Source organism: Micromonospora sp. NPDC050397 (assembly GCF_044901685.1).
Classification (GTDB): domain Bacteria; phylum Actinomycetota; class Actinomycetes; order Mycobacteriales; family Micromonosporaceae; genus Micromonospora_G.
Genome location: NZ_JBJDPS010000006.1, coordinates 156,695 through 178,386, shown reverse-complemented (window position 1 = coordinate 178,386; position 21,692 = coordinate 156,695). Strand labels below are relative to the sequence as shown.

The following is a 21,692-nucleotide window of genomic DNA, read 5'->3' as shown; positions in this document are numbered from 1 at the left end:
GCACCACCCAGAGCAACCCCAGACCATGCCGGTCTCGGGGCGGATGACGTGTTCCCGGCGCTGATCGCCCGTGCCGCTGCCGCAGGGGTGGGCACCGGCCGGGTTGTGCACCGCACCGACAAGGCCGTCGTCGCCACCGGCCGCCGCGACGGCCAACCGGTGATCGTGAAGCTGTTGACCACCGACGACCCGTACTGGGTAGGCCGACGCCAGCACGAGCTGCGCATGTACGAACTGTTCACCGATCAGCAGCCCCCCGTACGCGTGCCGCAGGTCCTGTACGCCGACGCCCACCTGACCGTCCTTACGCAGCTACCAGGGCAGCGCCTGGACGACCAACGCCACCTCACTCGCGACGTCAGCCCGGCCACCGCACAGCTGGTCCTGAACACCCTCGACACCCTCGCCGCCTGGACGCCAACACCGCCACTGCCGCAACCGATCGAATACCACGGCCGGATCGACGCCGAACACGCCGCTGGCTTCCTCGACGACGCCGACCAGTACGCCCTACACACCCTCGTCGACCAGCTCGGCTCGGGCCGGGTCACCGCACACGGCGACCCCCTGCCCGCGAACCTGCTCCTCGACGGCGAGCACTGCGCTCTCATCGACTTTGAGCACACCGGCAGCTACCTACCCGGCTACGACCTCGCGCTGCTGCACATCGTCGGCGCCGCAGCCAGCCCGACCCTGACTGCCGCGATCGCCGAACGCGTCCGAACCGCCGACATCACCGCCGCCTACTACGTCAACCTGCTCCTGCTGACCTGCCGAGAGATCCGCCTGCACACGGTGCTGCCAGCAGGCGGCGTGACCACGTCCCGGCTCGCGTACCTGCGACAGCTACTCAGCCAGGCACGCCGCGACGTTCAGGCACTGATGCGATGGGCATAAACCGGACAACCGCCAGCGCGCGGACCCAGCGCAGCCCCGCGGGCAGCTCACAGGCACCTCCCCCGCTGAGCCGTGACTTCCACCTCCTGTGGGGCGCCTACTCGGTCAGCCACCTGGGATCCGCCGTCGGGGCGGGCGCGCTGCCGCTGGTCGCGATCCTGCTGCTGGACTCATCGAGTCTGCAGATCTCCCTGCTCGCGGTGATCTCCGGCCTCGCTTCGGCGGTCATCGTCTTACCCCTGGGTCCCTGGATCGAGTTTCGGCGCAAACGGCCCGTGATGATCAGCGCCGACCTGCTGCGCTGCGCGGCCCTGACCAGCGTCCCCATCGCCGCCGCGCTCGGCGCCCTGACGTACGAGCAACTGTGCGTCGTCGCCGTCGTGCAGACCGCCGGCACCATCGTGTTCAACGCCGCCAGCGGCGCACACCTGAAACACCTGGTCACCGCCGATCAATGTGTCACCGCCAACAGCCGATTCGAGACCTCCCAGTGGACGGCGAACAGCCTCGGCTCACCCATCGGCGGTGTCCTCGTGTCCTGGCTCGGCGCTACCGCGTCCATCACTGTCGACGCCGCGAGCTTCCTGGTATCCGCGCTCGGGATCCGCCGCCTCCGCAGCGCCGAGCCGCCGCCACCTGCGCGGCAACCCGAGCCGAGCCGGGGCCGGGAAGCCATCGAAGGATGGCGGCACATCCTTCACCACGCGGGCCTGCGGGCCCTGTTCGTCAACGCCGTCATCTTCGGCGGCGCCATCACGGCCAGCACGCCCATCATCGCGGTGTTCATGCTCCGCGACCTACACCTGGCTCCCTGGCAGTACGGTCTGGCCCTCGGACTGCCCTGCCTCGGCGGCATCCTCGGCTCCCTCACCGCTGGTCCCCTCACCACCCGATACGGGCTCCGCAGGATCCTGCTCACCACCGGCGTCGCCCGCACACTCTGGATGGGATTCATCCCCCTCGCCCCGCCCGGCACACCGGGCCTGATCATCATCACCCTCGCCGACACACTCCTGCTGTTCGCCGCGGGAACGTTCAATCCCACCTTCGCCGCCTACCGAATGAACCACACCAGCGAGCACTGCCTGTCCCGCGTCCTGACCGCCTGGTCCATCACCAGCAAACTCACCCAACCCCTCTTCATCGCAGCCGCCGGCATCCTCGCCGCCGCCACCGGCCCCCGCACCGCCCTCACGGCAACCGCCGCCCTCACCCTCACCAGCGCCGCGTTCCTGCCGTGGAAGACAACCCTGAACAGCCCGCCCCACACCCCCGCCGCCAACCCGCCCAGCGGACGTCGCCTACCGGCACGTCGTTCCGGTAGCGCGAGCACCCGCCTGCCCACCGCCGTCACGGCCACCGCCGCCACCACACCCAGGGAGAACGCAGAATGAGCGATGACAACCCGCAGCGGCGGGCACCCCGCCGTTACACCGGCACCACGACCGACTTCGTGCTGGACGGCATCAGGGGACGCCTCACCACGGCCACCTCGTCCGGTCAGCTCACCCACGTCGATCTGCGCGTCGGTAAACACGGCTCCACGCTGGCCGGCCTAACCGAAGCGCTGTCCACGGCGATCACCACCGCTCTGCAAGCCGGGGCGCCCCTGCCCGAGTTCGTGGCCCCACTGCGGCACACCCACTACACCCCCTCCGGCGCCACCACCGACCTGACTCTCCTGGAGGACCTTTGGAAACAACGCTGAGTCGCATCCCGGCAGACCTCGTGCACATACGCTCGGCCGGTCCTCGGGCAGCGACCTACTCCCTCTACAACCGGCTGGAGTTCGCGCTCCGTGGCCCCGCTGGACTCCATGACTCCGTCGCGGACTACTTCTGGCCCCAGCTTGCCGCCGCGTCGCCTGCTCCTCATCAGGTGCAACTGGAACTCGTGCACGGCGAGGTGGAACCCACGGCGGTCGCAGCGCTGCCACAGCAGCCCGTGCAGCTGTACCAGTCGTCGGACTCCTTCGTACCCGACCTCAACGAAGGGGTGCGTTACTTCCCGGCCTGGGGGGTGGATCGCCTGGTCGTGAACCCGCACACCGGATCCCATTTCGTGGTGGTAGGCCAGCGGGTCGGCGTACTCAACGACGATCTCGACCGCGGGATCCTCGACACGATCCGTGTCATCAAGCAGCTGGCCGCGACCACCTTCGAGGCTGACGGTGCCTTGACCCTGCACGCGTCGGCGATCGGGTTCGGCGGCCACGCCGTCGCGGTGATCGGCGACAAGGGCGCAGGGAAGACAACGACGGCACTCGCGGCCGTCGCCGCAGGCGCCCGACTTGTCAGCAACGATCGAGTCAACGCATGGTCGTTCGACGGCCGTACCGAGGTGCAGGGCTGGACAGACCCGATCCGCATCATCCTGGACCCGGCGACCGGGTCGAAAGAGATGATCTCCGTGGCACGGTACTTCGACGGTGCGGCCGACCGGGTCGCCCGGGATCCCTTGCCGCTGGTGGCGATCGTCCTGCCGGATGTCTCGTCGTCCGCCTTAGAGGTCAGCTGTGTCGACCTTGATGCCGCGACGGCTGAGGAGCTGACGCGCGGGCACGTACTTCCGGTACGAGCCCGCTGGCTAGGTCTGGAGCCCGAGCCCCGAATGCCCCCGAACCTGCCGACGGCCCCACGCTTCCTGCGGCTCCGATACCCCTTCGCTCACGCGGAGACAGCGGTCCGGCAGCTCCGCGAGGCGCTGGGATTCGGGTAATAGTCGCTTCGAGCGCCAGCTACAGCGGTCGTCCGGCACAGCCCGCCGCGACGTTTCCGCACGGTCAGCGTCGACTCGCTGCCGGTGGTGCTGCGAGGCTGAGTGCCACCGGCAGCGGCTGGGGCAGCGGGTACACGGTGGCCGAGGTCGGGGTCGCCGTTCTCCACCAGTACGTCGAGGGCCGCACGGGTACCCCGCGCGACTACGACACCATGCTGCACGCGGTCCACCGGCAAGCCTTGCGCCACGGTCTCGCCCCCGACGCCCGCCGCACACCGACGTGGAACCGGATCCGTCGAGCCGGCTCCCTGGCCGCTGCCGCCACCGAACGCCCAACCCCCGCCGCGCTCGTACCCCTCACCCGACGTGACGGACTGCCACGGGCCGCCGGCGCCGAGATCAGCGAGCGGGATGGCCGCGGCGTCCGCCACGCTGCCGGGGCGGGCCCGCCGACCGCCTGCTCGACCACAAGGCAGCCGGACCATAGGCCGGCAGGCTCGGGCGGTCGTCGACGTGGGATCGATGACCTTGCTTCAGGGATGACCCTGGACGGAACACCAGCGTCCCCCCAGAGATAGAGAAGGCTCGACGTCGATCCGACGACCGATACAGCAAAGATCGACAGTCTGCTATCCCGTGTTGCCTGGTGGTGTTTCGTGTGCCCGGACTGTGCCCGGAATAGAGATCAAGAGCCCGTCCCCTGAAAATCGGGGACGGGCTCTGACCTGGTGTTTCTGTGGTAGCGGGGACAGGATTTGAACCTGCGACCTCTGGGTTATGAGCCCAGCGAGCTACCGAGCTGCTCCACCCCGCGTCGGCTCGTTAACACTAGCGCACTCGCGCACGTACCCGCAAAACGAGCCGCCACAACCCCCGAAGTACGACGCTGACCAGGAGCTTTGTTGAACAGATAGGAAAAGCCGAACGGCCCGGCGGGCCGGAAGGAATTTCTCCGTTCCGGCCCGCCGGGCCGCTTTATCTGCTATCTGCCGACGATCAGCCGCTTGGCGTGGCCGGCGGCGCACCCGGCGTGACCGTAGGCGACGGTGTCGAGCCGGTCGGCGTCGAACCCGGCACCCCGGCCGCCCGCTGGGCCGCCTGGAACTCGGTCAGCGCCGCGTCCAGCGTCTTGAGCGACCTACCCCACCGCTCGACGTCACCCGACGCCTGCGCGGCCTCCACCTCGGCGATCGCCGACTGGACCTTCTGGGCGGCGGCGGCCAGTTCCCCGGTGAGCGCGGGTGGCGCGCTCGGCGTCGCCCCCGGGCTCGGCGAGGAAGGCGGGTTGTCACCCGGTGGCGCGGGTGGCGTGCCACCCGGCGGCTGGTTGGCACCGGCCGCCTTGCCCTGCTCGACGAGCTGCTTGATGCCGTCCTGGAGGTTGTTGGCGAGCACCACGTACTCGCCGCCGTCGCCGTAGGAGAGCAGCACCCGTTGCAACAGCGGGTACGCGTTCTGCTGGTTGCTCTTCACGTACACCGGCTCGACGTAGAGCATGCCGTCGCCGAACGGCAGCGAGAGCAGGTTGCCGTACTGCACCTGGGCCTGGTTCGACGAGAGCAGGTTGAGCTCCTGCCGGATCGCCGCGTTGTTGGTCATCTTCTGGTGCACCTGCACCGGCCCGGAGACGGCGGTCTGGTCCGGCAACTCCAGCACCTGCAACTGCGGCTGCCCGTTCACGTACGAGCCGGAGATCAGCGCGGCCAGGTTCTGCCGGCTCGCCGGGGTCACCGCCGAGGTGAGCTGGAACCGGGGCGAATCCTGCCCGGGGAGCTGCGTGAAAAGGTAGTACGGGGGCTGCCGCTGCCCGGTGTCCGGGGCGTCCGGAACGTTCGGGACCTCCCAGAAGTCCTGCCCGGAGAAGAACTCCGACGGGTCGGTGACGTGGAACTTCGCCAGCAGGTTCCGCTGCACCTTGAACAGGTCGGCGGGGTAGCGGAAGTGGGCCGCGAGGTCGGCCGGGATCTGCGACTTCGGCACCACCAGGTCACCGCCGAACGCCTTGTTCCACGCCTTGAGCACCGGGTCGCCCTCGTCGAACTCGAAGAGCTTGACCGTGCCGTCGTACGCGTCGACCGTCGCCTTCACCGAGTTGCGAATGTAGTTGACGTTCTCCCGGGCGAGTTGGAACGTGCCCCGGCCGGTCAGCTCGTCGGCCGTCTCGGTCTGGAGGTTCACCTGCTCCGCGTACGGGTAGGTGGCGGCGGTGGTGTAGCCGTCGATGATCCACTGGATCCGTCCACCGATCAGCGCCGGGTACGGGTCGCCGTCCAGGGTCAGGAACGGGGCGACCTTCTCCACCCGCTCCCGCGGGTTACGCACGTAGAGCAGCTTGGAGTTGTCGTTGACCGCGGCGGAGAGCAGGAAGTTGCTCTCCTGCTCCTTGATCGCGTAGAGCAGCTTGCGGGTGAACGAGCCGATCTCCACCCCGCCGGTGCCGGTGTAGGTGTAGGAGGTCTGTCCGCCGCTGCCCTCGGCGTCGCCGCCGGTGGGCCGGTCGAACTCGACGTGACGGTTCTCGTCGGTCTGGCCGACGATCGCGTAGTCGCTGTCGTCCATCTGCTCGCCGTAGTAGATCCGCGGCTGCTCGGCCGGAATCTGCTCGGTCGACGACGAACAGGTCTGCTGCGCCTGGTCGCCGAGGAAGCCGGAGACGAAGAACGGCTGCCCACCGCAGACCACCTGGTTCGCCGGGGCGCTGACCAGGCCGTACCCGTGGGTGAAGACGGTGTGGCGGTTGATCCAGTTGCTCTGCTGGGTGGTCAGCTCACCGTAGTTGATCTCCCGCATGCCAACCACGTAGTCCTGGGTGGCGCCGTTCACCGTGTAGCGGTCGATGTCGAGCTTGGGACCGAAGTCGTAGAAGCCACGCACCTGCTGCAACTGGGTGTACGTCTCGGAGATCAGTTGCGGGTCGAGCAGCCGGATGTTCGGCACCACCGAGGTGTCGGTGGCGAGCGTGGCCGGCGGCTTCAGGTTGCCCGCGCCGTACGGGGCGGTCTGGGTGCCGGCCAGCCCGAAGGAGGCCCGGGTCGCCTCGATGCTGCGCTGGATGTACTGCGATTCCTTGTCCTTGAGGCTCGGCTTGACCTCGAAGGTCTGCACCGCCCACGGGTAGATCCCGCCGATCGCCACCGCGGAGATGCCGAGCAGGGCCAGCGAGATGCCCGGCCAGACCAGGTTGCGCATCACCGCGTTCGAGAACACGATGATCGCGATCGCCACCACCACCGAGATGTAGGCCAGGATCTCCTTCGCCGGCAGCAGCGCGTTGATGTCGGCGTAACCGGCGCCGTAGGTGTTGACGCTCTCGTTGAACTCGAGCAGCATCGCCCGCCGGTCGAGCACGTACGCGACCGCCTTGAGCAGGACGAAGACCGCGACCAGGGTGGTCAGGTGGGCCCGCGCGGCGTTGGTCATCCGGTCCCCCACGCCCTGCAACCGCACCCCGCCGAAGACGTAGTGCACGGCGAGCGCGCCGATCACCGAGAGGACCACGGCGGTGAAGCCGACCCCGAGCAGGTAGCGCCAGAACGGGAACTGGAAGACGTAGAAGCCGATGTCGATGCCGAACTCGGGGTCCTTGACCCCGAAGCTGCCGCCGTTGCGGAAGAGCAACCACTGGCTCCAGCGGCTCTGCGCGCTGAGGCCGGCGAAGAGGCCGACGATCACCGCGAGCGCGCTGATCCAGCTCCCGATCCGGGGCGCCAGGACCATCCGGTAGCGCTCCAGCGTGGCCTGCTCGGCCGAGTGCGGGCGCAGCACCGGACGGAGCCGGTAGGCCAGCCAGAGGTTGCCGCCGACCAGCAGGGCCATCGCCACCCCGACCGCGGCGAAGAGCAGGATCCGGGTGACCAGGACGTCGGTGAAGACCTGGGTGAAGTTCACCTCGTCGAACCAGAGCCAGTCGGTCCAGGCCTGGACCCCCCAGCCCAGGAGGGTGAACAGCAGGAACACCCCGACCAGTACGCCCACCGTGACCCGGCCACGGCGACTCATTCTCGGTAGGGGACTGCTACGCATGACCACTGTTGGCTCCGCTCCACGGTGATCGGCTCCGACCAGGCCACCCAGAGTACGGGGTCCACCTGAGCGGGATGAGCCCAAGGTGAACACGTCGGGTCAACAGCGTGTTCGTCGACCTCCCGGTGACCTGGTCGCCAGCCACTCAGCAGCGCGGCGGCTGGCCTCCGGTGCGTAGCAGGGTCAACGCGTTCAGTGCGTCCTTGAGCGTGGCCACCCGGTAGAGCGGCAGGTCCGGCTGCGGGTTGCGGACCGCCTCGGCGCAGTTGTCGGCCGGCACCAGGAACGCCACCGCGTCGGCGTGTTTCGCCCCGACCAGCTTCTGCGGGATGCCGCCGATCGGCCCCACGTTGCCCTCGTCGTCGATCGTCCCGGTGCCCGCGATGATCTTTCCGCCGGTCAGGTCGTCCGTGGTGAGCTTGTCGATGATGCCCAGGGTGAACATCAGCCCGGCGCTCGGTCCACCGATGTCGTTCAGGTCGATGTCGAGTTCGAACGGGTGCGGCTGCCGCTGCTCGATCTCCACCCCGATCCGGGGCGGCTGCCCGCTGGCCGCCGTCGTGGTGACGCTGATCGTCCCGGGCACCCCCGCGCGTACGAAGGCGATGTTGAGCGCGGTGCCGGCCGGGCGGGCCCGGACCAGCTCGGTGAGCTTGTTGGCGGTGGGGACCGGCTGCCCGTCGACCGACGTGATCACGTCGTCGGGCTTGAGCCGGTCGACCGACGGCCCACCCGCGGTGACCGTCTTGACCGTCACCTGCACCGGGAAGCCCAGCTCGGTGAGCGCGGCGGTCTCGGCGCTGGTCTGCGAGGCGGTGAACTCCTCGGCGTTGCGCTCGTCGACCTGCTGCTGGGTCTGCCCCGGCGGGTAGATCAGCTCGCGCGGCACCACCGCCTCCGAGTCGGAGAGCCAGCCGGAGATCGCCGAGAGCAGCCGCACGTCCGGCTGGACACCGACCGTGGTGAGCCGCAACTGCCCGGCCGAGGTGGAGGTCTCCCGTCCGGACACCTTGATCACCTCCTTGCCGTCCTCGGAACCCAGCGTGTTCACGGTGGGGCCGGGGCCGAGCACCACGTACGGGATCGGCGTCCCGATCACGCCGAGGCTGAGCAGGGCGGTGAGCAGCGCACCGAGCAGGACTGTGACCCCGCGACGTCTCATGGGCCAGAGCGTACCGAGCCACCCCCGGGGGTCCGCCGGTCGAACCCCTAGTTCTCCCTGAGCGCAACTCCCGGACCGGCATTCCGCGCTCGCTCGCGCGTACCGTGGACGGGTGCCTGATATTCCGTTCGGCTTCGCGCTCCCGGGTGGTCAGCCGCCCGATCCCAACGACCCACAGCAGATGCAGCAGTTCATGGCGCAACTGCAGCAACTGCTCGCCGCCCCGGGCAGCGGCCCGGTCAACTGGGACCTGGCCCGCCAGGTGGCGGCCAGCCAGCTCAGCTCGACCGGAGACCCGGCGGTCACCCCGTTCGAGCGACACGCCGTGGAGGAGGCGCTGCGCCTCGCCGACCTGTGGCTGGAGCCCAGCTCGGCGCTGCCCTCCGGGATCCAGACCTCGGTGGCCTGGAACCGAAACGAGTGGATCTACCGGACCCTCGACGTCTGGCGCAAGCTCTGTGACCCGGTCGCCGGCCGGATGGTCACCGCCATGGGTGACCTGGTTCCGCCGGAGGCCCGTGCCCAGCTCGGGGCGATGCAGTCGATGGTCGCCAGCCTCGGCGGGGCCCTCTTCGGCGGCCAGCTCGGCCAGGCCCTGGGCTCGCTCGCCGCCGAGGTGCTCTCGGCCGGGGACATCGGGCTACCGCTCGGTCCCGCCGGCACCGCCGCGCTCGTCCCGGCCAACATCCGGGAGTACGGCACCGGCCTCGAACTGCCCGAGGACGAGGTCCGCCTCTACGTGGCCCTGCGCGAGGCGGCCCACCAGCGGCTCTTCGGACACGTGCCGTGGCTGCGCGGGCACGTGCTCACCGCCGTCGAGATGTACGCCGCGGGCATCACGGTGAACCGGGAGGCGATCGAGGAGGCGATGGGCCGGGTCGACCCGACCAATCCCGAGTCGATGCAGGCGCTCGCCCTGGAGGGCATCTTCACGCCGGAGGACACCCCGGCGCAGAAGGCGTCGCTGGCCCGGCTGGAAACCGCCCTGGCCCTGATCGAGGGCTGGGTCTGCCACGTCGTCGACAGCGCGGCGGCGGAGCGGCTGCCGAACGTGGTCAAGCTCGCCGAGGCGTTCCGCCGGCGCCGGGCGGCGGGCGGACCGGCCGAACAGACCTTCGCCGCGCTGGTGGGGCTGGAGCTGCGCCCGCGCCGGCTGCGGGAGGCCGCCGCGCTCTGGGCGGCGCTGACCGAGCACCGGGGCATCGCCGGCCGGGACGCCCTCTGGGGGCACCCGGACCTGCTCCCCTCCGGCGAGGACTTCGCCGACCCGCAGGGCTTCGCCCGCGCCCAGCTCGACCTCGACGAGCTGGACAGTTTCGACTTCACCCAGCCCGGCGGCCCGAAGGGCGGCGACCGCGACGGCGGGGACGGCCCGACCGGCGAGGGTCCGGACCAGCCCGGGGAGAAGAACCCGAGCTAGACGCGGGGCTCCTCTCCGGGCCGTCAGGGAGCGGAGAGGAGCGTCCGGGTGGTGTCCCAGCCCTCGACCGCCGGGTCGAGCGTGGCCAGTTCGGCCGGGCCGCGCAGGCGACGCCAGCCGGGTGTGACCGCCACCTCGGCCGGATTTGGCGCGACCGCACGGAGCGCGGCGGCATCGGTCGTGTCCAGGTCGACGTCGGCCAGCCAGTCCGGGGCGGGCAGTCGGGCGGCGAGCCCGAGCAGCCCGGGTCCGGTGGGACCCGCCGGGGCGACCGCCACCTGTCGACTGCCCAGTGGGCGGAGCAGCTTGCCCAGGATCAGGCCGGGCAGGTCGGGTGCGTCGGCGACGATCACCGCCGCCTGGTCGTACCCGTCGGCCGCCGCGGCGGCGAGGGCCGCTCCCACGGTACGGACCGGCAGGTCGTAGATCGGCATTCCCGGCCAGGCCACGGCGTCGGCCAGGGGACGCTCGGCGGCGGCGGCCGCGATCGCGGGTTCCACCTCGCTGAGGGTGGCGATCAGGTCGACCACGTCCTCGGCCAGGGCCGCCTGCCAGCGGGAGGGGTCGGTGCCGGGCGGCGCCCAGTGTGTCGGTCCCAGCAGCGTTACCACCAGACGTCGGGCCATCCGCTGAATCTAGCCCGCCCGCCGGCCGACGCCTCCGGCCCGGTACGGGCGATCCGGCGGCTCAGTCGGTCAGGTTGACCCCGGCCGCCGCCACACCCTCCAGGTAGCCCCTGGCCCGCTCGGTCTTGGGGTAGCGGCCGACCAGTGCCCAGAACCTGGCGTTGTGGCTCGGCACCACGAGGTGCGCCAACTCGTGCAGCAACACGTAGTCGATCACCCACTCGGGCATCTCCTGGATCCGGTGCGAGATCCGGATGGTGCGGTCGGCGGGTGTGCAGGAGCCCCAGCGCCCGTTCTGGTTGGTCACCCACCGGACGCTGGCCGGTACGGCCGCCCGTCCGTGCTCGGCCAGGTAGCGGTCGATCAGCCGCTGGGCCCGGATCAGCAGGTCGTCGTCGGAGCGCCCGGTGCGTTCCTCCCGGGCGGCCAGCCGGGCGAGCATCCGGTCGACCCACTCGCTCTCCTCGGCCCGGGAGAACTGGTCCGGGATGAGGACCACGACCCGCTCGCCGTCCCGGTAGGCGGACACCGTCCGGCGCCGACGCACACTGCGCCGTACCTCGACGACCGGCTTGCGCGCCCCAGCCATTACCGGCCCGCGACAGCCCGGGTTTCATTCACGAAGGAAAACTAATGCGTAGTGACCAGGGGACCGCAAGAGCCAACCCACCGACCCGCGCCAGGAAAATCCCGGTTAGCGGCCTACCGTCCGAAAAAATTATTTGGCGAGACCCGCCGACGGAGTCTGCGAAGGCTCGGGCGGCCCTAGGGGCGCTCTACTACGGGCGGGCGACTCCACGGTAAACGATCAACCTCGGAGCCGTTCACCGGTCCCCCCGAATGCCGTTCTGGAGGCGTTCATCCGGCGTGTCCCTGCGAAACTGACTTATCCGACCTATTCCGGCATGCACACTCTCGTCGTCGGCTTACTCACAGAGCCGACGCATTGCCGACATGGAACCGCCCGCACCTGGGTAGGGTCCGCGGACCGGCGGTCACACAGTGGTGATCGCGGAAGAAACCCCAGCGCCGGGGCCTCGGCAGGCCCGCCGCCGGGCAGACGTCGGGTGAGCGACCCGACGGAAGAGGAGGACACCGTGGCCGACAAGGCCCAGACCTACAACGGGTACTGCGTCAAGTGCAAGGAAAAGCGCGACTTCGAGGGCAACGTCGAGGTGTCCAAGACGGGCATGAACATGGCCAAGGGCAAATGTCCAGTCTGCGGCACCACGGTCAACCGGATCCTGGGCAAGGCCAAGGTCTGATCGGCACGTACGCAATCACATCGCGGGGAAGGGGCGGCCGGGTGGCCGCCCCTTCCCGCTTGTCCGGCGCAAGCCGGCAGCGGGCCCGTGGTGGCGGTCCGAACACGCGCCGTCATGTCCCCGGTACAACCAAGTTACCGATTGGTTGTGGATAACCGGTCAGATCCTGTGGATAGTGCACTGCACGGCCGGCATCGCCTGTGGATAACGATCGACCGACCGTTGGGCAACGATGACAGCCTGTTATCCATGACACGGACCGCACTCCCCCGCCCCACCCTGCTCCCGGGACTGGCCCGGCTCTGGCGCGACCCGCACACCCTGCAACTCGGCCTCGATCCACGGCACGCCGTCCTGTTGGAGCTGGCCGATCCCGGCGCCGCCCGCCTGCTCGACCTGCTCGACGGCACCCGCAGCGAGCGGATGGTGCTGGACCAGGCGGTGCGGCTGCGGGTCCAGCGGGACGACGCCCGTACGCTGATCGACACCCTGCGCGCCGCCGGCCTGGTCGTCGGGGCCCAGTCGCTGCTCCCCGCCGACCTGCCCGAACCCGATCGGCGGCGACTGGCCGGCGAGGCCACCGCGATCGCCCTGCTCGGCCCGGACGCCCCCGCCACCCCGGCCCAACTGCTGCGGCGACGCCGCGCCGCCCGGGTCGTGGTGACCGGTCAGGGGCGGCTCGCCGGTCCGGTCGCGCTCGCCCTGGCCCAGGCCGGCGTCGGGCACGTCCATCCCGACCTGGCCGGACGGGTGGAGCCGGTCGACGTGGTCGGCGGTGGTGTGGTCACCGCCGACCTGCACCGTCCCCGCGCCGAGGCGATCACCGACGCCATCAACCGCACCGCACCCGGCACCGAGACCCGGCCGGTCCGCCGGGGCCGGGCCAGCCTGGTGATCCAGGTCGGCACCGATCGACCGGCCAGCCTGCTCGCCGCCGGGTACGCCCAGCGCCGGCAGGCGCACCTGCTGCTCAGCCTGCACGACGGCGTACCCGTGGTCGGGCCGTTGGTGGGGGCGCGGGGCACCCCGTGTCTGAACTGTCGCGACCTGCACCGCCGGGACCGGGACCCGGGTTGGCCCGAACTCGCCGCCCAACTCGCCGCCGAGCCGGCCGGCCAGGCGTGCAGCACACCGACGCTGATCGCGGCGGTCGGGTACGCGGCCGGCGAGGTGCTCACCTTCCTCGACGGCGGTACGCCGGAGACCGTCGGCGCGGCGGTCGAGATCCGGACACCGGGGCGGTTTCGGCGCCGTACCTGGCCGCCGCACCCGGCCTGTGGCTGTTCCTCGCGGCGGCCCGGCCGGCGCTCCGAACGGACGCAATAGCGGACACCGGGGTCGGCGTGGCCGGGGCCACCCGGCGACGGCGGCCGCGACCACCGAAAGTCGGTAACAATGATCTGGTGACCGACATCCCACGCCGGGCCGTCTCCCGGACCGCCAAGCTAGCCGCCCTGCCGCTCGGCTTCGCCGGTCGGACCGTGCTCGGCGTCGGAAAGCGCGTCACCGGGCTCGCCTCGGAGGTGATCTCGGCCGAGATCCAGCAACGTACGGCCGAACAGTTGTTCAGCGTGCTCGGGCAGCTCAAGGGCGGCGCGATGAAGTTCGGCCAGGCGCTCTCGGTGTTCGAGGCGGCGCTGCCGGAGGAGATCGCGGCGCCGTACCGGCAGGCGCTGACCAAGCTTCAGGAGGCGGCGCCGCCGCTGCCGGTGGCGAGCGTGCACAAGGTCCTGGCCGAGCAGCTCGGACCGGACTGGCAGTCGTACTTCCTCGAATTCAATGACAAACCGGCCGCGGCGGCGAGTATCGGGCAGGTCCACCAGGCGATCTGGAACGGTCCGCCGGTCGTCCCGGCCGGCACCCGTCGCCGGGGCACGAAGGCGGCCGCCCGCGCCACCGGTCGGCCGGTGGCGGTCAAGGTGCAGTACCCGGGCGCCGGTGACGCCCTGCTCGCCGACCTCAAGCAACTCTCCCGGCTCGGCACCATGTTCCGGGCCATCCAGCCCGGACTGGACATCAAGCCGCTGCTGGCCGAGTTGCGCGACCGGATCAGCGAGGAACTCGACTACGAGCTGGAGGCGGAGTCACAGCGCGCCTTCGCCGCCGCGTACGCGGGCGATCCGGAGATCTTCGTGCCCGAGGTGGTGGCGGCGAGCCCCCGGGTGCTGGTCACCGACTGGGTCGACGGCATCCCGATGTCCCAGATCATCGCCAGCGGCACCGAGGAACAGCGCAACCAGGCCGGGCGTCACCTCGCTACCCTGCACTTCTCCGCGCCGGGTCGGGCCGGGCTGCTGCACGCCGACCCGCATCCGGGCAATTTCCGGCTGCTGCCGGACGGCCGACTCGGCGTGATCGACTTCGGTGCGGTGGCCCGACTGCCCGGCGGCCACCCCGAGCCGGTCGGTCGGCTGGTCCGGCTGGCCCTGGCCGGCGAGGCCGAGGCGGTGGTGGCGGGCCTGCGCGGTGAGGGCTTCATCAAGCCGACCGAGGAGATCGACGCCCAGGCGGTGCTCGACTTCATCATGCCGGTGCTGGAGCCGCTCTCCGTCGAGGAGTTCCGGTTCACCCGTGCCTGGCTGCGGGTCGAGGCCGGACGGCTGACCAACCCGAGGTCGCCGGCCTACCAGCTAAGCCGGCAGCTCAACCTGCCGCCGTCGTACCTGCTGATCCACCGGGTCACGCTCGGCTCGATCGGAATTCTCAGCCAGCTCGAGGCAAAGGCGCCGTACCGCGCGATCGTGGAGCGTTGGCTGCCGGGGTTCGCCCCGCCAGCCTGACCCGCACCGGTCCGCGAGCGGTGCCCGACGGATACGTGACGGGGCGGGTCCGGCGTGAAGACTCACGCCGGACCCGCCCCGATGCACGGGCTGGTCGGCATCGACCAGCGAGTTGTCAGTCAGTGGTCCCGCCCGAGTCATCGGGCGGGACCGCTGGATCGGTCAGAAGGAGCCCAGGTCACGGGCGGCCCGACGGCGGGCCTCCAGTGCGATGACGCGGGCGGATCGGGTTGCCTCAGTGCGCGTGGTGTTACGACCGGCCTGAGGCAGTCGCATTCGGGCCCGGGACAACGCTTCGTGGATGAGATACATCTCTACAACTCCATGGGGATTTCTGATCACGGTGTTCGGATAGACGTTCGGTACCGGCTCGGTGCCGGCGTACAGCTCGATCGGGTTCATGTCAGGCCGCCAACCGGACCGCGCCGCGCGACTCGGACAGCCCGTCGGCCGCCAACCGCGCCTCGGCCTCGACCCGCAACGCCACGTCCCGCGCGACGTCCTCCTTGCGCGGACGGCCCCGGGGCCGCTTGCGCGGGACAACCGCGCCACGCTCGAAGATCTCGCCGCCCCAGACGCCCCAGGGCTCCGCCCGATCCACCGCACCGGCCAGGCACTCGACGCGCAGCGGGCAGTCCCCGCAGAGCGACTTGGCGAGTTCCAGCTCGGTGGGCGAGTCGGCGAACCACAGGTCGGGGTCGAACTTCCGGCAGGGCAGATTCGCCTCCAACTCGACACTCAAGTCAAGGGGGGCCAACGCCAGACTCATCGCCCGGTCACCTCTCTCTCGCGCTTCGATCTCGTGGATCGCTGTTTCCAGTACTCGTGGCGAAACAAAAACTGAGGCCGCGGATCCCGGTAGCGGGTTCCGCGGCCTCGAGGTGAGCCGGTGAGGTCTGTGGATCAGACCGGCCTTCCTCGAGGTGGAACACCGCGGACATCCATCCGCTTCTTGCCCAGCCGGATGCCTTCGCCCGTGAAGCCACTCGTGCCATTGGCTCCGGCGGACACGGCAGCCCGGACCAGCTCGGTCTGGACCTGGGCCTGGTGCGCCTGTGGAACCAACGGGTTGCAGACGGACAGCAGAGTCCTGCCCGTCGACGCGGGTGTGAGCACAGTCGGCATGACCGACGGTCGCTCGTTCAGGTAGATCTCCACTGGTCTCGCCTCCTGTCCCACACTCGTCACCAACATGTCGTCACCCCTCTTGAGCAGGGTTAAAGCCCCAGCTCGCGAGGTGTGCCTTGAGGCTATTCCTCTTCCTGGGGCGAGGGCAAACGGTTTTACGGCTCGTTTGCCGAAGTTTTTTCCGGGGCCAGCTCGTCCACCGTCGCGCCGTCCACGAGGGCGAGCACCGCCTCGCCGTACAGGCCGAACTTGCGGGGGCCGATCCCGGCGATCGCCAACAACCCGTCGCGCGCCGTCGGTCGCCGCTCCGCCAGCGCGGTCAGGGTGGCGTCGGTGAACACCACGTAGGCGGGGACTTTCTGGACACTGGCGACTCGCGCGCGCCAGTCGCGCAGGCGCTCGTACAGTTCGTCGTCGCGGTCGGACGGGCAGTCCGCGCAGCGCCCCAGCTTCCGGTCCACGCCGGCCAGCAGGGTCGCGCCGCAGATCCGGCAGGAGACCACCCGGTTACGGCGCGGGTCGGGTTTCCGACCCTCGGTGGCGGTCACGGTCGCCCGTTCCCCACCGCCGGAACGTTCGAGCTGCGGCAGGAACCGGCTGGGCCGCCGGGGTCGACCACCGGGCGAGCGGGCCGAGGCGTACGACAGCCAGAGCCACTCCCTGGCCCGGGTCACCCCGACGTAGAGCAGTCGGCGCTCCTCCTCCACCTGCTCGGTCGTTTTTGCGTACGTGGTCGGCAGGGTGCCGTCGGCGAGCCCCACCAGGAAGACGGCGTCCCACTCGAGCCCCTTCGCCGAGTGCAGCGACGCCAGCGTGACCCCGTCCACCGTCGGCACGTGCTGCTGGGCGGCCCGCCGCTGCAACTCCTCACCGAAGTCGGCCAGCGACACCGCCCGCTCCACCACCGCACCCTCCCCGATGGGGAGCAGGTTCGGGCTGTTCGCGTACTCCTCGGCTAGCTGGACCAGCGCGGCCAGCGCCTCCCAGCGCTCCCGGGCCGCGCCGCCGGGCGGCGGTTGGTCACGGGTCCAGCCAACCGCGGAGAGCGCGTCGACCACCGACTCGACCAGCGGCGTCCCGGCCGGCGTCGACCGTACGGCGGAGCGCAGCGCGAGCATCGCCTGGCGCACCTCGGTCCGCTCGAAGAACCGCTCGGCGCCCTGGACCAGGTACGGCACCTCCGCCTCGGTCAGCGCCTTCTCGTACGCCTCGGACTGCGCGTTGGTGCGGAACAGCACGGCGATCTCCCGGGCCGGCGTACCGGCGGCGATGAGCTGCCGGCACCGGGAGGCGACCGCCGCCGCCTCGGCCGGCTCGTCCGGGAAGATCCGCAGATCCGGCTCGGCGCCCGGTGGCCGCTGCCCGACCAGCTCCAGCCGTAGCTGTGCCTCGGTGCCCCGGGCCTGCCGGATGACCGCGTTCGCCAGCCCGACCACCTGCGGCGTCGAGCGGTAGTCCCGAACCAGGCGGACCACCACTGCGTCCCGGCGCCGTCGGGGGAAGTCGACCAGGTAGCCCGAGGTCGCGCCGGTGAACGAGTAGATGGTCTGGCTGGCGTCGCCGACCACGGTCAGGTCGTCCCGGCCACCGAGCCAGGCGTCGAGCAGCCGCTGCTGGAGCGGGTTGACGTCCTGGTACTCGTCCACCACGAAGTGCCGGTACTGGGCGCGTACCTGGTCGGCGACGTCCGGGTGCTCCTCGATCCCCCAGACCGCCGCCCGGAGCATGTCCTCGAAGTCGATCACCCCGTTGGCCCGCTTGATCTGCTCGTACGCGGCGAAGACCTCGGCCACCCGGGCCGGGTCGTACGGTGTCTCGCGCAGCGCCTTGGCCGCCGCCACCACGTACTCCGCCGGCTCGACCAGCGAGGACTTCGCCCACTCGATCTCGCCGGCCAGGTCCCGGGCCGCCGCCCGGTCGGTCCGCGGCATCCCGGAGCGGGCGGCGGCCAGCGTCACCAGCCGCACCTTGCTGTCCAGCAGTTCCGGCATCGGCCGCCCCTCCAGCAGCCGGGGCGCGAAGTAGCGGACCTGCCGCAGCGCCGCCGCGTGGAACGTCCGCGCCTGCACCCCGCCGACCCCGAGCGCGGTCAGCCGGGCCCGCATCTCGGCGGCGGCCCGCGCGGTGAAGGTGACCGCGAGCACGTGCCGGGCGGCGATCTCGCCGGAGAGCGCCCGGTAGGCGATCCGGTGCGTGATCGCCCTGGTCTTGCCGGTGCCGGCGCCGGCGAGAATGCAGACCGGACCGGCCACCGCCGTCACCGCGGCACGCTGCTCCGGATCGAGCCCCGCCAGCACCCGTTCCGCGCTTGAGTCAACTGCCACAGCTAGGAATCATCGCAGCCGGCGCCGGCGTTACAGCGGATAGCCTGTCGATCGACGAACATCTGGAGGACCTGATCATGCTGACCATGTACTCGACGTCCTGGTGCGGCTACTGCCACCGGCTCAAGTCGCAGTTCGATCGGGAGGGCATCAGTTACCAGGTCGTCGACATCGAGCAGGACCCGAAGGCGGCGGAGTACGTGATGAGCGTCAACGGCGGCAACGCCACCGTGCCGACCGTGCTCTTCCCCGACGGCACCGCCCTGACCAACCCCTCCATCACCCAGGTCAAGACCCGACTGACCACCCCCACCCCCGCCAACTGACCCACCCACGCACACCCGGCCCCAAAGGTCGCCCGCGTCCGCCCTTCAGCAAGTGGATCATGAAGTTGTCGCGCCGGAGCGTCGGTCGAGGATGCGACAACCTCATGATCGACGCCGGTCAGGGGGCGAGGCGGGCGGGGGCGGGCTCCAGCGGCAGGGCGTGGGCCAGGGCTGGTTGGGGCGCGGACAGGTGGCGCCCCAACCAGAGGTAGCGGGCCACGACCAGCATCGCGGTCGCCATCAGGGCGAAGAGCAGCCGGTAGTCGACCGCGCCGACCAGCACCGCCCCGAGCCCGATGGAGATCGACTGTGGCCCGCTGACCACGGCCTCGGATGCCGCCGCCACCCGCCCCACAAGCAACACCGGGGTACGGCGCTGGGTCAGCGTGTTGAGCGAGACGATCACGATCGGCAGCGCGAACCCGGCCATCACCATCGCGACGAAGCCGAGCAGCAGGCTCGGGTGCACCAGGGCGAGCACCGCCGGCGCGAAGATGGCCACCCCCGTGGCCAGGGCTCCGACCTCGCCGAGGCGCCCCACGATGCTCGCCGACGAGAGGCCGCCGAGCAGTCCGCCGATGCCCTGCACGGTGAGCAGCACACCAACGAAGGCGGGCTGGTGCCCCAGCCCCTGGTCGACGTACGCGAAGATCAGTGACTCGCTGAAGCCCAGTACGAGCATGGTGAGCGAGGTGCCGACCACGCCCCGCCGCAGGGCCGGGTCGCCGAGCATGTGCCGTACCCCGGCGCCGATCTCGGCCAGCCAGCGCGGCTGAGCGGGCTTCGGCGGCGCCTCGCGTACCCGCATCCGGCTCACCGAACCGGCCGCGAGCAGGAAGCCCAGCGCCCCGAGCGTGGCCAGGGCCCAGCCGCCGAACCCGGCGTAGAGCGCCGCGCCAGCGAGCGGGCCGACCAGCCGCAGACCCTGCTTGACCGTCTGCAACGCGGCATTCGCCTCGGCCAGCAGGTCACCCGGGACGATCTCCTTGATCAGCCCGATCAGCGTGGCGCTGAGCGCGATGTACGAGAGCCCGTAGAGCGCGCTCACCGCGTAGATGATCCAGACGTCGTGCCGGTCCCGGACCGCGTAGAGCGGGGTGAGCAGTAGGGCGGTGCAGAGGTTGACGGCGATGAAGAACGGACGTCGTCGGAACCGGTCCACCATCCAGCCGACCAGCGGCGCGAGCGCCATCGGCGCCACGATCGCGAAGACCGTCGCCCCGGCCATCCCGTCCGATCCGGTCAGGTCCTTGACCCAGATGGCGAGCGCGAGCAGCAGGATCGACTCGGCGACCATGCTGGCGACGAGCCCTCCGAAGAGGAGACGGAAATCGGGGCGGCGGAGGATGGCACGCATGACGAGGGGGTCCCTTCGAGCACGGGGGACGGCGTCAGCCGTCGTCGGCGGTGGCCGGCTCGGGTGGTCGAGCCGACACGCCCCCAGGCGGTGAAGCGGACCGGTCGCGCGTCGAGTGGTCGGGCTTCGGGGTCGGTCGGGCTGGGCAGTCGAGGGGCCAGCGGATCGGTGACGGCCGCTCCGGTCTCGGCCAGCCGCGCGGCCGTACACCTGCCGGCGAACTGGGTGAGCAGGCCGGCGTAGCGCCACTGTGGAGGCTCCGCGTGCCGGCTGGCCAGCCAGTCTCGCCGCGCCCGGTACCCCGGGTGGAGCAGGACCTGATGGGTGCGCGGCCGGAGCGGGTGAGCCGTCGCGCGCAGCGTCCGTGGATCTCCTGTCTCCCGGACGGCCGGTTGCGGCATGGCCGGAAGCGTAGCTTTCAAAAGCTTTCCTTGGAAAGAGATCCTTTCCGGGACACGCCGAGGCCGGTTCGTCGGCGGAGTGCGACGAGCGGCATACTGACCGTGGGGGGCAGTCTGAAACGGCGATCGCCCGGCAACCGCCGGGCTCGACACGATGTCCGGCAACCGCCGGGCACGACACGATCGAGAGCGAGGACCCGTTGCCTCCAGCTCAACCCAATCCGGCCCAGCCCAAGGCGACACCACCGAGCCCGCACCTGCGCCGACGCCGGCTCGGCCTGGAACTGCGCCGGTTGCGCGAGTCCGCCCGCCTCACCGGCGACCAGGTCATCGACCATCTCGGCTGGGCCTCGGCATCGAAACTCTCCCGCCTGGAGAACGGCCGCAGTCGCCCCGACCCGCGTGACGTACGGGACCTGTTGGAGCTCTACGGCGTCACCGGTCCACTCCGCGACCAACTGGAGGCGATCACCCGCGAGGCGGGCGACGTCCGGAGCTGGCTGCGCTCGTACCGGGCGATGACGCCACGGCAGCGCGGCTTCGCCGAGTTGGAGGCCGGCTGCGCCGACATCCGCGAGTACAGCCCGTTCGTCGTACCGGGACTGTTGCAGACCAGGGAGTACGCGCGTACCCGGATCATCTCCTTCCGGCCGTTGGGCAACCACTCCGGCGACCCGGAGAAGTCGGACGTGGACGATCCGGAGATCGAGGTCGAGGCCCGGATGGCAAGGCAGCAACGACTGCTGCGCGAGGACGACTCGCCGCGCTACGCCGCGGTGCTGGAGGAGGCCGCGCTGAGCCGGCGGGCCGGTCCACCGGAGGTGGTACGCGCACAGCTCAACCAGCTCTGCAAGCTAGCCGCGCTGCCGAACGTGACGCTCCAGGTGCTGACCACCAACGCGCGGATCGCGAACTGGTACATGCCGCACACCGGCTTCTCGCTCTACCGGTTCGCCGATCCGCAGGACCCGGAGACGCTGGCGATCGAGGGCCACTCCACCAACCAGGTGCTCAACGACCGGGACGAACTCGACCGCTACACGGTGGTCTTCGACTGGCTCCAGTCGGCGGCGCTGAGCCCGGAGGACACCCTGTCCTGGCTGGCCGAGATGGCCGGCCGGGGACACGGCGACCCGGGGCGCGCGGCGCCGTCCCGGACACCGGCGTCGCCGCCGGTCCAGCGCCGACGGACCGAACGCCTGACCGGACAGTGACCCCGCGGGGCCGGGTGCCGTTGGAGGGACGGCCCCCCGTCACGTTGCACC

General features: G+C 70.6%; 18 protein-coding genes and 1 tRNA gene. 10 read left to right on the top strand and 9 right to left on the bottom strand.

Annotated features, from left to right (window positions below; genetic code table 11):
* Window positions 1-48 precede the first annotated feature (48 nt).
* From ACI2K4_RS21860 to ACI2K4_RS21845, 4 genes are all read left to right on the top strand, one after another.
* Window positions 49-897 carry a phosphotransferase gene (locus tag ACI2K4_RS21860; RefSeq protein ID WP_404513634.1) on the top strand — a complete coding sequence of 283 codons (849 nt, stop codon included), beginning with the start codon at window positions 49-51 and terminating at the stop codon, window positions 895-897.
* Complete coding sequence (locus ACI2K4_RS21855; RefSeq protein ID WP_404513632.1) at window positions 888-2,291, top strand: MFS transporter; 1,404 nt, start codon at window positions 888-890, stop codon at window positions 2,289-2,291. Before ACI2K4_RS21860 ends, ACI2K4_RS21855 begins: the two co-directional genes overlap by 10 nt.
* Window positions 2,288-2,605 (top strand): hypothetical protein, encoded by a 318-nt coding sequence (locus ACI2K4_RS21850; protein WP_404513630.1) that lies wholly within the window; start codon window positions 2,288-2,290, stop codon window positions 2,603-2,605. The genes ACI2K4_RS21855 and ACI2K4_RS21850 overlap by 4 nt, the downstream gene beginning before the upstream one ends.
* 170 nt (window positions 2,606-2,775) lie before the next feature.
* Window positions 2,776-3,615, top strand: coding sequence for a hypothetical protein (locus tag ACI2K4_RS21845; RefSeq protein WP_404513628.1), 840 nt, complete (start codon window positions 2,776-2,778; stop codon window positions 3,613-3,615).
* A 737-nt stretch (window positions 3,616-4,352) separates the two neighbouring features.
* Here ACI2K4_RS21845 and ACI2K4_RS21840 read toward each other — a convergent pair.
* The 3 genes from ACI2K4_RS21840 to ACI2K4_RS21830 all read right to left on the bottom strand — a co-directional run bounded on the left by ACI2K4_RS21840 (window position 4,353) and on the right by ACI2K4_RS21830 (window position 8,800).
* Window positions 4,353-4,429, bottom strand: a tRNA-Met gene (locus ACI2K4_RS21840).
* 182 nt (window positions 4,430-4,611) lie between these two features.
* Entirely contained in the window at window positions 4,612-7,638 is a 3,027-nt protein-coding gene (locus tag ACI2K4_RS21835; RefSeq protein ID WP_404513626.1) for a UPF0182 family protein, read from the bottom strand.
* 145 nt (window positions 7,639-7,783) lie between these two features.
* Window positions 7,784-8,800 carry a PDZ domain-containing protein gene (locus ACI2K4_RS21830; RefSeq protein WP_404513624.1) on the bottom strand — a complete coding sequence of 339 codons (1,017 nt, stop codon included), beginning with the start codon at window positions 8,798-8,800 and terminating at the stop codon, window positions 7,784-7,786.
* Between the two features lie 181 nt (window positions 8,801-8,981).
* Between ACI2K4_RS21830 and ACI2K4_RS21825 the strand changes: the two genes are divergently transcribed.
* Window positions 8,982-10,220: a zinc-dependent metalloprotease gene (locus ACI2K4_RS21825; protein ID WP_404514061.1), complete on the top strand. Its 1,239-nt coding sequence runs from the start codon at window positions 8,982-8,984 to the stop codon at window positions 10,218-10,220.
* A gap of 23 nt (window positions 10,221-10,243) precedes the next feature.
* On the opposite strand, the gene ACI2K4_RS21820 is transcribed toward ACI2K4_RS21825, so the two are convergent.
* Together ACI2K4_RS21820 and ACI2K4_RS21815 are read right to left on the bottom strand one after the other, a co-directional pair.
* The gene (locus tag ACI2K4_RS21820; protein ID WP_404513622.1) at window positions 10,244-10,846 is read right to left on the bottom strand and encodes a hypothetical protein; all 603 of its coding nucleotides are present in this window, start codon (window positions 10,844-10,846) and stop codon (window positions 10,244-10,246) included.
* A 61-nt stretch (window positions 10,847-10,907) separates the two neighbouring features.
* Complete coding sequence (locus tag ACI2K4_RS21815; RefSeq protein ID WP_404513620.1) at window positions 10,908-11,435, bottom strand: M48 family metallopeptidase; 528 nt, start codon at window positions 11,433-11,435, stop codon at window positions 10,908-10,910.
* A 508-nt stretch (window positions 11,436-11,943) separates the two neighbouring features.
* On the opposite strand from ACI2K4_RS21815, the gene ACI2K4_RS21810 reads away from it, so the two are divergent.
* From ACI2K4_RS21810 to ACI2K4_RS21800, 3 genes are all read left to right on the top strand, one after another.
* Window positions 11,944-12,111: a DUF5679 domain-containing protein gene (locus tag ACI2K4_RS21810; RefSeq protein ID WP_199736319.1), complete on the top strand. Its 168-nt coding sequence runs from the start codon at window positions 11,944-11,946 to the stop codon at window positions 12,109-12,111.
* A 249-nt stretch (window positions 12,112-12,360) separates the two neighbouring features.
* Complete coding sequence (locus ACI2K4_RS21805; protein ID WP_404513618.1) at window positions 12,361-13,437, top strand: hypothetical protein; 1,077 nt, start codon at window positions 12,361-12,363, stop codon at window positions 13,435-13,437.
* 77 nt (window positions 13,438-13,514) lie between these two features.
* A complete protein-coding gene (locus ACI2K4_RS21800) occupies window positions 13,515-14,891 on the top strand; it encodes an ABC1 kinase family protein (RefSeq protein ID WP_404513616.1) in 1,377 nt (458 codons plus the stop codon).
* Window positions 14,892-15,294: 403 nt separating this feature from the next.
* Here the strand turns inward: ACI2K4_RS21800 and ACI2K4_RS21795 are convergent, their stop codons facing one another.
* The 3 genes from ACI2K4_RS21795 to ACI2K4_RS21785 form a co-directional block, all read right to left on the bottom strand.
* Window positions 15,295-15,660, bottom strand: coding sequence for a WhiB family transcriptional regulator (locus ACI2K4_RS21795; RefSeq protein WP_404513614.1), 366 nt, complete (start codon window positions 15,658-15,660; stop codon window positions 15,295-15,297).
* Between the two features lie 134 nt (window positions 15,661-15,794).
* Complete coding sequence (locus tag ACI2K4_RS21790; RefSeq protein WP_404513612.1) at window positions 15,795-16,049, bottom strand: hypothetical protein; 255 nt, start codon at window positions 16,047-16,049, stop codon at window positions 15,795-15,797.
* Window positions 16,050-16,174: 125 nt separating this feature from the next.
* Window positions 16,175-18,343 carry an ATP-dependent DNA helicase UvrD2 gene (locus ACI2K4_RS21785; protein WP_404513610.1) on the bottom strand — a complete coding sequence of 723 codons (2,169 nt, stop codon included), beginning with the start codon at window positions 18,341-18,343 and terminating at the stop codon, window positions 16,175-16,177.
* Window positions 18,344-18,420: 77 nt separating this feature from the next.
* Between ACI2K4_RS21785 and ACI2K4_RS21780 the strand changes: the two genes are divergently transcribed.
* The gene (locus ACI2K4_RS21780) at window positions 18,421-18,669 is read left to right on the top strand and encodes a mycoredoxin (RefSeq protein ID WP_404513608.1); all 249 of its coding nucleotides are present in this window, start codon (window positions 18,421-18,423) and stop codon (window positions 18,667-18,669) included.
* Between the two features lie 118 nt (window positions 18,670-18,787).
* Here ACI2K4_RS21780 and ACI2K4_RS21775 read toward each other — a convergent pair whose 3' ends face one another.
* Window positions 18,788-20,026, bottom strand: a complete 1,239-nt coding sequence (locus ACI2K4_RS21775; RefSeq protein ID WP_404513606.1) for an MFS transporter — start codon at window positions 20,024-20,026, stop codon at window positions 18,788-18,790.
* A 658-nt stretch (window positions 20,027-20,684) separates the two neighbouring features.
* Here ACI2K4_RS21775 and ACI2K4_RS21770 point away from each other — a divergent pair.
* Entirely contained in the window at window positions 20,685-21,641 is a 957-nt protein-coding gene (locus tag ACI2K4_RS21770) for a helix-turn-helix domain-containing protein (RefSeq protein ID WP_404514060.1), read from the top strand.
* Window positions 21,642-21,692: the final 51 nt, after the last annotated feature.

Bases quoted from the DNA above. Each gene is read 5' to 3' on its own strand.
- ACI2K4_RS21855 (WP_404513632.1), top strand. From the start codon at position 888: ATGGGCATAAACCGGACAACCGCCAGCGCGCGGACCCAGCGCAGCCCC.
- ACI2K4_RS21850 (WP_404513630.1), top strand. From the start codon at position 2,288: ATGAGCGATGACAACCCGCAGCGGCGGGCACCCCGCCGTTACACCGGC.
- ACI2K4_RS21835 (WP_404513626.1), bottom strand. From the start codon at position 7,638: ATGCGTAGCAGTCCCCTACCGAGAATGAGTCGCCGTGGCCGGGTCACG.
- ACI2K4_RS21830 (WP_404513624.1), bottom strand. From the start codon at position 8,800: ATGAGACGTCGCGGGGTCACAGTCCTGCTCGGTGCGCTGCTCACCGCC.
- ACI2K4_RS21825 (WP_404514061.1), top strand. From the start codon at position 8,982: ATGCAGCAGTTCATGGCGCAACTGCAGCAACTGCTCGCCGCCCCGGGC.
- ACI2K4_RS21820 (WP_404513622.1), bottom strand. From the start codon at position 10,846: ATGGCCCGACGTCTGGTGGTAACGCTGCTGGGACCGACACACTGGGCG.
- ACI2K4_RS21815 (WP_404513620.1), bottom strand. From the start codon at position 11,435: ATGGCTGGGGCGCGCAAGCCGGTCGTCGAGGTACGGCGCAGTGTGCGT.
- ACI2K4_RS21805 (WP_404513618.1), top strand. From the start codon at position 12,361: ATGACACGGACCGCACTCCCCCGCCCCACCCTGCTCCCGGGACTGGCC.
- ACI2K4_RS21795 (WP_404513614.1), bottom strand. From the start codon at position 15,660: ATGAGTCTGGCGTTGGCCCCCCTTGACTTGAGTGTCGAGTTGGAGGCG.
- ACI2K4_RS21780 (WP_404513608.1), top strand. From the start codon at position 18,421: ATGCTGACCATGTACTCGACGTCCTGGTGCGGCTACTGCCACCGGCTC.
- ACI2K4_RS21775 (WP_404513606.1), bottom strand. From the start codon at position 20,026: ATGCGTGCCATCCTCCGCCGCCCCGATTTCCGTCTCCTCTTCGGAGGG.